Annotated in this window: 13 protein-coding genes; 6 read left to right on the top strand and 7 right to left on the bottom strand. The window is 60.1% G+C overall.

What is annotated here, in order from left to right:
- Nucleotides 1-38 precede the first annotated feature (38 nt).
- The gene (locus tag PQR62_RS12505; protein WP_408158274.1) at nt 39-698 is read left to right on the top strand and encodes an amino acid ABC transporter permease; all 660 of its coding nucleotides are present in this window, start codon (nt 39-41) and stop codon (nt 696-698) included.
- A 170-nt stretch (nt 699-868) separates the two neighbouring features.
- Here PQR62_RS12505 and PQR62_RS12500 read toward each other — a convergent pair whose 3' ends face one another.
- Complete coding sequence (locus PQR62_RS12500) at nt 869-1,156, bottom strand: hypothetical protein (protein WP_408158273.1); 288 nt, start codon at nt 1,154-1,156, stop codon at nt 869-871.
- Between the two features lie 172 nt (nt 1,157-1,328).
- Between PQR62_RS12500 and ompR the strand changes: the two genes are divergently transcribed.
- From ompR to PQR62_RS12485, 3 genes are all read left to right on the top strand, one after another.
- Nucleotides 1,329-2,090: an osmolarity response regulator transcription factor OmpR gene (gene ompR, locus PQR62_RS12495; RefSeq protein WP_408158272.1), complete on the top strand. Its 762-nt coding sequence runs from the start codon at nt 1,329-1,331 to the stop codon at nt 2,088-2,090.
- 103 nt (nt 2,091-2,193) lie between these two features.
- Entirely contained in the window at nt 2,194-3,558 is a 1,365-nt protein-coding gene (locus PQR62_RS12490) for a sensor histidine kinase family protein (RefSeq protein ID WP_408158271.1), read from the top strand.
- A gap of 314 nt (nt 3,559-3,872) precedes the next feature.
- Nucleotides 3,873-4,205 (top strand): flagellar protein FlhE, encoded by a 333-nt coding sequence (locus tag PQR62_RS12485; RefSeq protein ID WP_408158270.1) that lies wholly within the window; start codon nt 3,873-3,875, stop codon nt 4,203-4,205.
- A gap of 156 nt (nt 4,206-4,361) precedes the next feature.
- Here the strand turns inward: PQR62_RS12485 and radA are convergent, their stop codons facing one another.
- Together radA and alr are read right to left on the bottom strand one after the other, a co-directional pair.
- Complete coding sequence (gene radA / locus PQR62_RS12480; protein ID WP_408158269.1) at nt 4,362-5,738, bottom strand: DNA repair protein RadA; 1,377 nt, start codon at nt 5,736-5,738, stop codon at nt 4,362-4,364.
- Between the two features lie 42 nt (nt 5,739-5,780).
- Entirely contained in the window at nt 5,781-6,860 is a 1,080-nt protein-coding gene (gene alr / locus PQR62_RS12475; RefSeq protein ID WP_408158268.1) for an alanine racemase, read from the bottom strand.
- 462 nt (nt 6,861-7,322) lie between these two features.
- Between alr and lplT the strand changes: the two genes are divergently transcribed.
- A complete protein-coding gene (gene lplT, locus PQR62_RS12470; protein ID WP_408158267.1) occupies nt 7,323-8,585 on the top strand; it encodes a lysophospholipid transporter LplT in 1,263 nt (420 codons plus the stop codon).
- Nucleotides 8,586-8,670: 85 nt separating this feature from the next.
- Here the strand turns inward: lplT and PQR62_RS12465 are convergent, their stop codons facing one another.
- The 4 genes from PQR62_RS12465 to tsaB are packed head-to-tail and all read right to left on the bottom strand — an operon-like array spanning nt 8,671 to nt 12,062.
- Complete coding sequence (locus tag PQR62_RS12465) at nt 8,671-9,702, bottom strand: DUF1853 family protein (protein ID WP_408158266.1); 1,032 nt, start codon at nt 9,700-9,702, stop codon at nt 8,671-8,673.
- A 28-nt stretch (nt 9,703-9,730) separates the two neighbouring features.
- Complete coding sequence (locus PQR62_RS12460; protein ID WP_408158265.1) at nt 9,731-10,819, bottom strand: uracil-DNA glycosylase; 1,089 nt, start codon at nt 10,817-10,819, stop codon at nt 9,731-9,733.
- Complete coding sequence (gene rimI / locus PQR62_RS12455; protein ID WP_408158264.1) at nt 10,816-11,319, bottom strand: ribosomal protein S18-alanine N-acetyltransferase; 504 nt, start codon at nt 11,317-11,319, stop codon at nt 10,816-10,818. The genes PQR62_RS12460 and rimI overlap by 4 nt, the downstream gene beginning before the upstream one ends.
- Nucleotides 11,316-12,062, bottom strand: coding sequence for a tRNA (adenosine(37)-N6)-threonylcarbamoyltransferase complex dimerization subunit type 1 TsaB (tsaB, locus tag PQR62_RS12450; protein WP_408158263.1), 747 nt, complete (start codon nt 12,060-12,062; stop codon nt 11,316-11,318). Before tsaB ends, rimI begins: the two co-directional genes overlap by 4 nt.
- Before the next feature lie 109 nt (nt 12,063-12,171).
- Here tsaB and PQR62_RS12445 point away from each other — a divergent pair, with 109 nt between their 5' ends.
- On the top strand, nt 12,172-12,597 hold the full coding sequence (locus PQR62_RS12445; protein WP_408158262.1) for a thioredoxin family protein: 426 nt from the start codon (nt 12,172-12,174) through the stop codon (nt 12,595-12,597).
- The last annotated feature ends 18 nt before the right edge of the window (nt 12,598-12,615 follow it).

Genomic DNA, 12,615 nt, shown 5'->3' with positions numbered 1-12,615 from the left:
CGCGCTGCAGCGGGGATATTTTTATTTGACGGTACATCATGGAAATCTTCGAACTATTGCAACAAGCCATGCCGACCTTGATGAAGGGCGTCGGCTACACGCTGCTGTTCGCCCTCTCGTCGATGCTGGGCGGCCTGGTGCTGGGATTCATTCTGGCGGTGGCGCGCATCGTCCCCTGGCGCGCGGTGCATTGGCCGGCGGCGATCTACGTCAGCCTCATGCGCGGCACGCCGCTGCTGGTGCAGATCTTCGTCGTGTACTACGGCCTGCCGAGCGTGGGCATCGAATTCTCGCCGCTGGCAGCGGGTGTGCTGACGCTAAGCCTGAACGCGGGCGCGTATCTGTCGGAAAGCCTGCGCGGCGCCATCCTCGGCGTCGGCAAGGGGCAATGGAGCGCAGCCTACAGTATCGGCCTGACCTATCCGCAAACCCTGCTTCACGTGGTGGTGCCGCAAGCCGTACGCATCGCTGTGCCGTCCATGAGCAATACCCTGATCAGCCTGATCAAGGATACCTCGCTGGTGTCGGTCATCACGGTCACCGAGCTGATGCTGGCGACCAAGGAAGTGATTGCTGTCACCTTCAGGCCACTGCCGCTGTACGTGGCTGCGGCGGTGATCTACTGGATGCTGAGTCTTTGTTTCGAAGCCGTCCAGCATCGATTGGAGCAAAAGCTGGAGCGCGCGCATCGGAGCTGAAACGCAGCCGCAGGATGATGGCATTGCATACCGGCAATTCATACTTGCCGATCCATATGGTCTAAAGTGACGCAACTGAAAATAAAAAAGCCCGGAGGCAGAACCTCCGGGCTTTTTTGACTTCTGATGAGACGCTGCTGAGTGACCGGTAAATGGTGAGTCGGCAGTGCTCAGCGTTTTACGCGATAGATATCCTGTCCCGCTTCGTTGATCTGGCGTCGCAATTCACGCCGTTCATCAGGACTGAGTTTGCCGCGCCGCTGCGCCTCCTGCTCATTGGCAAAGTCGTTGCGCTGTCCGCCGCCGTTGCCGAATTGCGGTTGCGCGCCCTGATGCCTGAAATCATTTGATTGATTCGGCATCGGGCGACCACCTTCGGGAGGCCGGGCCACAGCAACCGACAACCCCAGCATCAGGATTGCGGCCAGACCAAGCTTTTTGATCACAACGATATTCATAACGCTTTTTTTCCACTATTCCGGGTAGACAATGATCTAACGGATCTGTTGTTTACCAGTGTAGGACGCTCGGCGCGATGGTATAAGATGATTAAAGTAAGGGATGTAACAGTTTGTAATCTTTCAATGAGCGCATATTGCCGAATTCCGCGAAGACGTTACCATAGGCCCCATGAATACGAATAACGCAGCTAATACTAATACGACAACATCGGCCAATCAATTCAAAATATTGGTAGTCGATGACGACATCCGCCTCCGAGATCTTCTCCGACGTTATCTCACCGAACAGGGCTTCAACGTTGTCACCGCCGAAAATGCGCAGGCGATGAACAAGCTGTGGATACGCGAGCGCTACGATCTGCTGGTGCTCGACCTCATGCTGCCAGGCGAAGATGGTCTGGCAATCTGCCGCCGTCTGCGCGGCGCCGGCGATCAAACGCCTATCATCATGCTGACCGCCAAGGGCGAAGATGTGGATCGCATCATCGGCCTCGAAATGGGCGCCGATGACTATCTGCCCAAGCCCTTCAACCCACGCGAACTGGTCGCGCGTATCAACGCCGTCCTGCGGCGCAAGGGGCCGGACGAGTTGCCGGGCGCACCTTCCGAAACGCCGGAGACCTTCGAGTTTGGCGATTTCATCCTCGATCTCGGCACCCGCACTCTGAAGAAAAACGGCGAAACGATTTCCCTGACCACCGGCGAATTCTCGGTGCTCAAAGTGTTTGCCCGCAATGCGCGGCAACCGCTGTCGCGCGAGAAGCTGATGGAAATGGCGCGCGGTCGCGAATATGAAGTTTTCGATCGCAGTCTGGACGTGCAGATTTCACGCCTGCGCAAACTGATCGAGCCCGATCCGGCCAACCCGCTCTACATCCAGACTGTATGGGGCTTGGGTTACGTTTTCATCCCCGAAGGGAAGCCGCGCTGACTGGTTCGTTTTGGCAGTACTTGCCTCGCCCGCTCTTGACTCCGTCGCTCAATATTCTGTCGCCCGACATTCTGTCTGTCCATAACCGGCCCGCTGTACGCCCATGAAAGTCAGAACTCAATTCGCATGGTTTAGCAACGGGCTGTTCTGGCGCACCTTCTTCCTGCTGACGTTCCTGATCACCGCCAGCATGGTGGCCTGGGTGGCGAGCTTCCGCATGGTTGAACGCGGCCCGCGCGCAGAACAGCTGGCGGCCCAGATTGTCTCCGTCGTCACCATTACGCGCGCCGCGCTGACCCACTCGGCGCCGGAGATGCGTCGCGAACTGCTGTTCGATCTGGCCAGCAACGAGGGCATTCGCATCTATCCGCTGGAAAAGTCGGACAAGGTGATGCCGCCCGACGATTCTCCCCTGCTTCCCGAGCTGGAATACTACGTCCGCCAGACGCTGGATGAAGACACGCTATTCGCCTCCAGCGTCAACGATGTGGAAGGTTTCTGGATCAGTTTCAAGATCGACGAAGACGAATACTGGCTGATGCTGGATCGTGGTCGTCTCGACCGCACCTCGAGTCTGCAATGGCTGGGCTGGGGTTCGATTGCGCTATTCCTGTCGCTGATCGGCGCGGTCTTCATTTCGACCCTGATCAACCAGCCGCTGGCGCGCCTGACGGCTGCGGCACGCGCGATTGCCAAGGGCAAGCAACCCGATCCGCTGCCGGAATCCGGCCCCACCGAAATCGAAGAAGCCAATCGCAGTTTCAATCAGATGGTGGCCGATCTGAATCGCGTCGAATCTGATCGGGCGTTGATTCTGGCCGGCATTTCGCACGACCTGCGTACACCGCTGGCGCGCATGCAGCTGGAAGTGGAAATGGCCAATCTGAGCGACGAGTCGCGCGACGGCATGCATTCCGATCTGGCGCAGATGGATGCCATCATCGGCCAGTTCCTCGACTATGCCAAACCCTCGGACGCCAGCAGTTTCATGCCCATCGATCTGAGCGGCCTGCTGCAGGATGCCGCGAATAACGCCATGCGATTGAGCGACGTGCGAATGCAAACCAAGATTCAGCCGGTGCTGGAAATCCCTGGCAACAGTACCGAACTGGAGCGCCTGTTCAGCAACCTGATCGAGAACGCCAGACGCTACGGCAAAACGCCGAATACCGATTGCGCAGAACTCGATATCAGTTGCCGCGCCGAAGGACATCAGGCCATCGTGGAAATTGCCGATCATGGTCTGGGTGTACCGGAACACGAACACGAACGTCTGCTGCGTCCCTTCACCCGCCTGGATACCGCACGCGGTCAGGCCAACGGATCGGGCCTCGGCCTCGCGATCGTGAATCGCATCGTCATGCGCCATGGCGGCAAACTGCTGTTGCACGGCCATGCCGACACTAGCAGCGGTCTGGTGGTGCAGATGAGCTTTCCGCTTTACGGCCAGTCGCGCCGTTACGGCTGAAGCAGCCTCACATCATGTTCAGCCTGCGATTCTTTGCGCTCAAAAAATTCATCCTCACAAGCGGATCAGGATCGCAGTTGCCCGTGCTCGCGCTGCTGATCCTCGCCCTTGGACACACTCCGGCGCAAGCACAGACCTATGTTGACCGCACTCTGAGCGTCGCGCCTGCGGCCTCTGCACATAGCGGAAATGGGCCAGGCGTGTTCATCATGGGGGCACCGGCACAAGCCGCCCCTGTAGCATCTACCACGCCGCCCCCTGCGCCCGCAGTCCCCGCTATCAACCAACGCTCCGCCTCTTACTCCAGTGAAGCGATGGGCCCTGGCATCGTCGCCAAAAATGCCGACTACGCGACGAGCTTCCGCGTGAGCGTGCCGGTGCCGCCGGGCGCCAGCATCAACAATGTATCGTGGAGATATGGAGTCGCTTCCAAGCCGGCCGGCTTCGAAGCGGTGCTGTGCTGGCAAGATCAGAACAGCTGCTGGAATGTCACGCGCAACGCCGCTGGCAGCACACGCTTCTTCAACGGCAAGGATGCCGCACGAGGCTTCACGCTCTACTATCGCGTGAAGGGCAGCGGCCCCTTGCCGGGGCCGGTCAACGGAGAAATGAATCAGGTCATCGTGACCTATGATCTGCCGGGCTGAGCCTGCGACTGCAGCACGCTCCGCAAAGCGAAATGCGAAGAGATCCGGCACTCGCCTCGCTTACAAATTGTGACCAGCGACTAACATCCATGGTTGTAAATCGGCACAGTCAGCACGCTGACCAGCCGGCCAATCAATCGCAACTCAATCGCCAATTCAATCATCAATATCGCGCGCCTTTTGCAAAGCATCGTCGATACGTTCGACCGGAATCACGCGCAAGCCTTCGATTTCCTGCTTGGGCGCGTTCGCCTTCGGCACCACCGCAATCGAGAAGCCAAGCTTGGCAGCTTCGCGCAAACGTTCCTGACCGCGCGGCGCAGGACGGATCTCACCGGCCAGCCCCACTTCGCCGAACACCACCAGACCACGCGGCAGCGGCTTGTTGCGCATCGACGAATTGATCGCCAGCAGCACCGCCAGGTCGGCTGCCGGTTCGGTAATCTTGACGCCGCCCACTGCATTGATGAAAACGTCCTGATCGAAGGCGGCGATGCCGGCATGGCGGTGCAGCACCGCCAGCAACATCGCCAACCGGTTCTGTTCCAGACCGACCGACAGGCGGCGCGCGTTGGGCACGTGCGAACTGTCCACCAGCGCCTGAATTTCCACAAGCAGCGGACGCGTACCTTCCTGCGTGACCATCACACAAGAACCCGGCACCTGATTGTCGTGCTGCGACAAGAACAGCGCCGAGGGATTGGAAACACCCTTCAGGCCCTTCTCGGTCATCGCAAACACGCCCAGCTCGTTGACTGCGCCAAAACGATTCTTGAAGGCGCGCACCAAACGGAAACTGGAATGTGTATCGCCCTCGAAATACAGGACGGTATCGACGATGTGTTCCAGCACGCGCGGACCGGCCAGCGCGCCTTCCTTGGTGACATGACCAACCATGATGATGGTGATATCCGACATCTTGGCCGCGCGCGTCAGTTGCGCCGCGCATTCGCGCACCTGCGCCACCGAACCCGGCGCTGAAGTCAATGCATCGGAATAGATGGTCTGGATAGAGTCGATCACCGCGACTTCGGGCTTTTGCTCGGCCAGCGTCGCCAGAATCTTTTCCAGCTGAATCTCAGCCTGCAACTTCAGCTCGCCGGCGTCCACCGCCAGCCGTTTGGCGCGCATGGCAATCTGCGATCCGGATTCTTCGCCGCTGACATACAGCGTTTTCTTTACTTTGGAGATATTCGCCAGCGCCTGCAGCAACAAGGTCGATTTGCCGATGCCGGGATCGCCACCGATCAGCGCCACCCCGCCCGGCACCAGACCGCCACCCAGCACGCGGTCGAACTCGTCGATGCCGGTGGTGAAACGCGGCACATCAATCGCTTCAATATCCGACAGGCTCAATACCGGCGCAGTTTGCGCCAGACTTTGCGGCTGCGACGAATAACGATTGACGCCGCCGGTCTCGATCAGTGTTTCCACCAGGGTGTTCCACTGGCCGCAGGCCGGGCATTGGCCCGCCCACTTATTACTGACGCCGCCACACTCGGTACAGGTGTAATTGGTTTTTGCTTTCGCCATTGAATCTCTGTTAAGCCTTTACTGTTTCTTTTGCTACCGCATTCATGCGGTTTCTTTGACTGCCACGCGCGCTGCCAGCGCGCACATCAATTCATAGCCGATGGTGCCGGCGGCGAATGCGACCTCATCGATCGACAAGTCCGCGCCCCACAACATTACCTTGCTGCCGACGCCGCTGTCCGGAACATGGCTCAGATCGACCACCAGCATGTCCATCGATACCCGTCCCACGGTCACGGTGCGCACGCCGTCCACCACAACAGGCGTACCGTTCGGCGCATGGCGCGGGTAGCCATCGGCGTAACCGCAGGCCACCACGCCGATGGTCATGCGCTTGTCGGCCACGAAGCGGCTGCCGTAGCCGACCGCATCGCCGGCCACGATGTGCTGTATGCCGATGATCCGGCTTTCCAGTGTCATCGCCGGCTTCAATCCAAAATCCTGGGCGCTGCCGCCACCCGGTGTTGCACCATACAGCATCACGCCGGGGCGCACCCAGTCGAAAGCGAATTCCTCGTGCAGCAGATCGCCGGCCGAGTTGCAGACGCTGCGCTGGCCGCTGAGGCCGGCAGTCGCGTCATTGAAGCGCTTGATCTGTTCAGCAAACGGCAGATCCGGATTGCCGGCGTCGTCGGCATTTGCGAAGTGCGTCATCATGGTGATGCTGCGCACCGAGGGCATGGCCTTGAGTTGCTCGTAGGCCGCGCGGTAGGCATCGGGCTTGAAGCCGAGGCGATTCATGCCGCTGTTCATCTTCAGATGGACGTCGTATTGCGCCTCCCGGGGGCCGGCTTCCAGCATCGCGATCTGCTCCTTGCAATGCACCGCAAACTGAATATCGTGCTGCACCAGCAGCGGCAGATCGCTGGCATCGAAGAATCCTTCCAGCAGCAGAATCGGCTTGCGCCAGCCCCACTCACGCAATTGCACGGCGTAATCGACTTCGACCAGCGCCAGCCCGTCAGCCTCGGCGAACGCTTGCATGGCGCGCCGCAAACCATGTCCATAGGCATTGGCCTTGACCACGGCCCAGGCCTTGGCGCCGGCGGCGTGCTTTTTGGCGACCGCCAGATTGTGTTGTAGCGCAGAAATACTGATCGATGCGAGGATAGGTCTTGGCATAAAACTGGGGATGGAGAGGAGAAGTGAAACCCATGGGCGGGGAACCAGCGGCCATTTTACCGAACCAAGTAGTCTTTAAGAATGCATTTCCTCGCGCCGGCATGATACAAAGCATCTTTTCAGGGAGCCGATCGGCAGATACTGCGGTCTAGGTATATACGCTGAGGAGCCGGGGGCCGTCAGGCCAACACTTAAGAACAGACGAGGCCATACCGGAGCTTGTTTTAGCGCGTGCAGGCCTGATCTGATGTCGACACAGCATTGAAGTCGGCTCGAATCCGCCGGCATCCGCCTGGATCGCGGCGCCGTAAAAGGCGCTGCAAGTTCCTTACCGCCAGCATCTCAGCCGCGTCCATCCGGGTGGCGAGAATGAATTGTCTTTACGTCCAGCCTAATCACTGAGACGTCATCTTTTCATGGTATAAAGCTAGCCGGAGATAATTTGTTACATCTTGGATACGGATGAATCGCGGTTTCTACACCATCATGGCGGCGCAGTTTTTTTCTTCGCTGGCCGACAATGCATTGCTGATTGCAGCCATCGCCCTTTTGGCGGAAATGCACTCTCCTGCGTGGATGACGCCGATGCTGAAGCTATTCTTCGTCGTCTCCTATGTTTTACTCGCAGCCTTCGTCGGCGCCTTCGCCGATGCCTTCCCCAAGGGCAAGGTCATGTTCATTACCAACATGATCAAGATCGTCGGCTGTTCCATGATGTTCTTCACGGTTCACCCCTTGCTGGCGTATGCGGTGGTCGGTTTCGGCGCGGCGGCCTACTCGCCAGCGAAATACGGCATCCTCACCGAGCTGCTACCCGCCGAAAGCCTGGTCGCCGCCAACGGCTGGATTGAAGGGCTGACGGTCGGCTCCATCATTCTCGGCACGGTACTGGGCGGCGCACTGGTCAATCCGCATATTTCAGGCGCGCTGCTGCAACTCGATTTCCCCTACTTCGATCTACCGATCGACACTCCCACCGAAGCCGCACTCTGCATCATAGGCGTGATCTACATCATCGCCGGCATCTTCAATCTCAACATCCCCGATACCGGCGCCCGCTACGAGCACCAGCAACGCAATCCGATCAAGCTGATCGTCGATTTCGCCGGCTGCTTCAACACTCTGTGGAAGGACAAGCTGGGCCAGATTTCACTGGCGGTCACGACGCTGTTCTGGGGCGCCGGTGCGACCTTGCAATTCATCGTGCTGAAGTGGGCGGAAAAGTCGCTGCACATGCGTCTCGACAAGGCTGCCATTCTGCAAGGCGTGGTGGCCGTCGGCGTGGCGCTCGGTGCGATTGCCGCCGCTCGTTTCGTGCCCTTGAAAAAATCGCTGAGCGTGATGCCTCTAGGCATTGCAATGGGCATCGTGGTGATGTTGATGACGACGGTCACTTCGGTCTGGGTCGCCTATCCGCTGCTGGTGATCATCGGTGCCCTGTCGGGTTATTTCGTGGTGCCGATGAATGCACTGCTGCAGCATCGCGGCCACGTACTGATGAGCGCAGGCCATTCGATCGCAGTGCAGAACTTCAATGAAAACCTGTCGGTGCTGACCATGCTGGTGCTGTATGCGCTGATGGTCAAACTCAATCTGGACGTCAACATCGTCATCATCATCTTCGGCAGCTTTGTGGCTTCGATCATGTATCTGATCATGCGCCGTCATGCCGCAAATCAGCGCGAGCACGACTCACTGTCGCTGATCGGTGAGCACAAGCACTGACACAAACACGAACCCTGCAGCAAAACAAAAGCCGGCATGTCAGCCGGCTTTTTTCACATTCAAATTCAATATACTGCCGCTGCGGTCAGACTCGCACCAGTGCATGCCGCACGCGCTCCGCGGCGCGCGTCTGCCAGTCGTCCGGCACGATGAAGGCGCGTTCAATCTCCATTACTTCACTGGCATCGGCGTCACCAGCGCGCTCACCCTGCGCATCGAGCGGCTCGCACAAGGCCAGCATCAGCGGCGCCGGTTCGCGCTGGAATTGCTGTTCCAGCACAGCCGGCAATTCTTCCGCACTCAAGGTGGCGTTGATGCCTACCCGCGCCGGCGCCAGCCAGCTCAGCCGCGGCAGCAACAGATAACGCAGAGCATGCGGATCTGTATCGATGCGCTGCTGCAATTCGCTGACGGTGGCCCAGAAGCCGCGGCAATGCTGCGCCGATATGCCCAGGCCGGCCGGCAACTGCATCGCGTGATGCCGATAAAACAGCCAGCCCTTGACCAGTGCCTGCGCTGAAGTCACCGGCGCCGGCAGTAAGGCCTGCGCGGCAGGATGCTGCGACAACATGAGTTGCTGCTGCATGATCTTGCGCATTTTGGCACCCAGCGAATCGGCCAGATTGGGGCCGACGAAGGCATCCGACTGCAGGCGATCGGAGTCGCTTTCCAGCAGATAGAACTTGGTTGCGAACTCCCAGTGCTCCAGGCCTTGCACGCCATTGGCATCGCGCGCGGTCTGCGGCCGCCGCACCAGAAAATCGAATTCGCCCAGAGTCTCGCGGCTGCCGCTGTCATTGCGCACCTGGAGATTGCCGGCGACCAACTGCCCATGCTGCTGCAGATAAAAGCCGAGCAGTTTTTCGGCATAGCGGCCGAGACGCGCGGACGGCTGATGCGCCAGATGCTGATGCAGCGCCTGCGGCTGGCGATCCAGCTCATGCAGCCAGCCGGCGACGCTTGCATCGACCTCGCCCAGCGTCGCAATACGTCCGCTCCAGCATGGCGCCTCGGCGTCCATCAGATCGGGCGCATCCAGCAGCCAGGCCAGTGCGCGCACATGGGGATCGCGCAAGTCAGGCCAGCGGCGCTGGAAGTTGCGCTGAAAAGCGGTCATGCGACGACGTGCGCCATGCAGGTCAGCATCATGCGCTAGCGGTGTGCTGACTGAAGCTTTCCATCGCCAGACAGAGATCAGCCCAGGTCTTGCCCTTGTCGCCCAGCTGGCGCAACAGATAAGCCGGGTGGTAAGTCACCACCAGCGGCAGATCCTGATAGCGATGCACGGTGCCGCGCAACTTGGAAACCGGCGTCGCCGGATCAAGGCCGAGCAGCGACAAGGCCGCAGTCTTGCCCAGCGCGACCAGCACGGTCGGCTGGATCAGCGCGATCTGGCGTTGCAGATAGGGCATGCAGGAAGCGATTTCCTGCGGTGTCGGCGGACGATCCTTGCCGTTGTCGTCGGTGGGACGGCACTTCACGATGTTGGCGATATAGGCGTTGTCACCGCGCTTGAGGCCCATCGCCAGCAGCATGTTGTCCAGCAGCTTGCCGGCCGGGCCGACAAAAGGTTCGCCTTGCTGATCCTCATTACGTCCCGGACCTTCGCCGATGAACAGCCATTTGGCCTTTTCATCACCAACGCCGAACACGGTGTTCTTGCGGCCATTGCACAAACCGCAGCGGCGGCAGGCAGCCACGGTTTCTTTCAACTCCGGCCATTCCATCCCGGCGATCCGGGCGATCTGCGGATCGATGGCGGGCTGAGCGTCATCTTCCTCATCGTCTTCACCGCGCGGCACAAAAATATGATCGACCGCAACGCCGGCCTGATCCATTTCATCCAGCCAGGACGGAGGACCGTCGTTATCGCCTGCGCTGTTGCCGGGACTGTTGCCGGAACTAAAACTGGGCGCAGGAGGCGGATTGCGGCGGCCGCCGTCGGATGACAGCGCGGGCATGCGCGTGGGCGGCGCGGACAGTTGCGGCATGGCAGGCACGGCTGGCCTGGATTGCTGCGATGGCACGGCCGGCGCGGCGGGTGCCTGCGGCAGCGGCGCACTTTCGACCGCAGGCTCGTGCATCAACAGCACAGACTCCGCCTGCATTTCGGCAGCCGGCGCAGCCAGCTCCCGACGAATCCAGACCGCGCCTATGCCCAGCGCTTCCAGCATCTGCAGCGAAGAGCCGGGAGCGGGCGCCGCAGTTGCTGCGGTATCGATGTCAGCGCTCATAAGACCAGACTCATCACGATTGCGTCCTCACGCATGAGACCGCCGGCCGGGTAGTAATTGCGGCGGCGGCCGAGTTCGGAAAATCCATAGCGGTTGTAAACCTTCATTGCGTGCAGATTGGAGGCGCGCACTTCCAGCAGCATGCTGGTCATGGCATGCTTGCGCGCCAGTGTAGTGGCCTGCTCCAGCAGCAAGCGGCCGAAGCCCTGGTGCTGCATGTCGGCGGCAACGCTGATATTGAGCAAGTGCGCCTCGTCGACCGCCAGCATCACCAGAAAATAGCCGATCAAGCGGCCGTCGGCAGTGCGCAGCGTCTGCGACTGGTAACCGCTGTAAAGCGAATCAAGGAAGTTGCCGCGGGTCCAGGGATGCGAGTAGATCTGCTGCTCGACGGCAACCACCTGATCGATGTCGTCCACCTGCATGGGCAAAAAATCGAGCTTGCCGAAACGCTGTTCCAGCATGTTCAGCATCGACAAACCTATGCCCTGTGCACTCATGCGGCATCCTTGGCGGCGACGGCAGCGGCGCCTTTCGCCTGCTTTTCGGCATCTCTGACTGCGCGCTCGGCGGTGGTCAGCGCGACCTTGTTGCGCAGGTAAAGCGGCTGCGCTTCTTGTGGGGCGATCGTATGGCCATTGCTGAAAGCGCGCAGGCCCAGTGCTGCGACATGCCTGGCGTGCGGCATCACGAGCGGATAGGCAGCGGCAAATTCACGCGCCTTGAAGGCATCGCTGAAATAATCGGCGTAAGCGTTCAGGCCATTGCCGCAGGCGACCGGCTTGCCGGCAGTTTGCACCTGATCGGCGGCCGACAACGCCGGCGCATGCAACTCGCGCCAGTCGCCGTCCACCAGTTGGTAGCGCGCCCAGTAAACCTCGCCCATGCGCGCGTCGAGAATCGCCAGCACCTCCTCCGCCTGATGCTCTGCATGACAAGCCTGCGCCATCGCGGCCAGGGTCACCACCGGCACTACCGGCAAATCGGCGCCGAAGGCCAGGCCCTGCACGATGCCGCAGGCGGTACGCACGCCTGTGAACGAACCCGGCCCGACGCCGAAGGCCAGTGCATCGCATTGCTGCAGTCTCAAACCGGCCTCGGCCAGCAAGGCCTGCACCAGGGGCAGAATACTGTCGGAATGTGTTTGCGCGCCGAGCGATTCGCGCGCCAGCAGCTTGCCGTCCTGCAGCAGCGCGGCGGACGCGAGTTCGGTCGATGTTTCAATGGCGAGTATCGTAGACATCTCGCTATTTTACCGTGCCCGAGGCCAATCGCCCTGCTCGGCACATGGATTCATTCGCTTGCGCCGGCGCAAACCGCGCTGCCAGCTGAACAAGGTAAAATAAGCCGCCATGTCCTACCAGATACTTGATCAAACCAACCGCCGCCAACTAGCCGATGCCCTGCGCAACGACACCTGGGTGGTGGCCTGCCTGTGCGCGCAATGGTGCGGCAGTTGCCGCGAATACGACGCCGCTTTCCGGGCCTGGGCCGAACGCTACCCCCAGCATCATTTCGTCTGGATCGATATTGAAGATCAGGCCGATCTGGTGGGCGACATGGACGTCGACAATTTCCCCACCGTGCTGATTCAACTGGGCCAGACCGTGGCCTTCTTCGGTCCGATGGAGCCGGACACCCGGCTGGCTGAACGCATTTTGCTGGCCCAGACTCAAAAAACCGACGGCGAATTGCAGCAGGAAGCCATCAGCTCGGCCGAGCGCCGGCAATGGCAAGAGGAATGCAGCCTGTTCGACAAGCTGCGCGATCTGGTCTGAGCCCTTCAGACCGGCACA

This window comes from Herbaspirillum lusitanum, from assembly GCF_046025995.1.
Lineage (GTDB): Bacteria > Pseudomonadota > Gammaproteobacteria > Burkholderiales > Burkholderiaceae_D > Herbaspirillum > Herbaspirillum lusitanum_A.
This window is presented reverse-complemented; position numbering and strand designations above follow the sequence as displayed.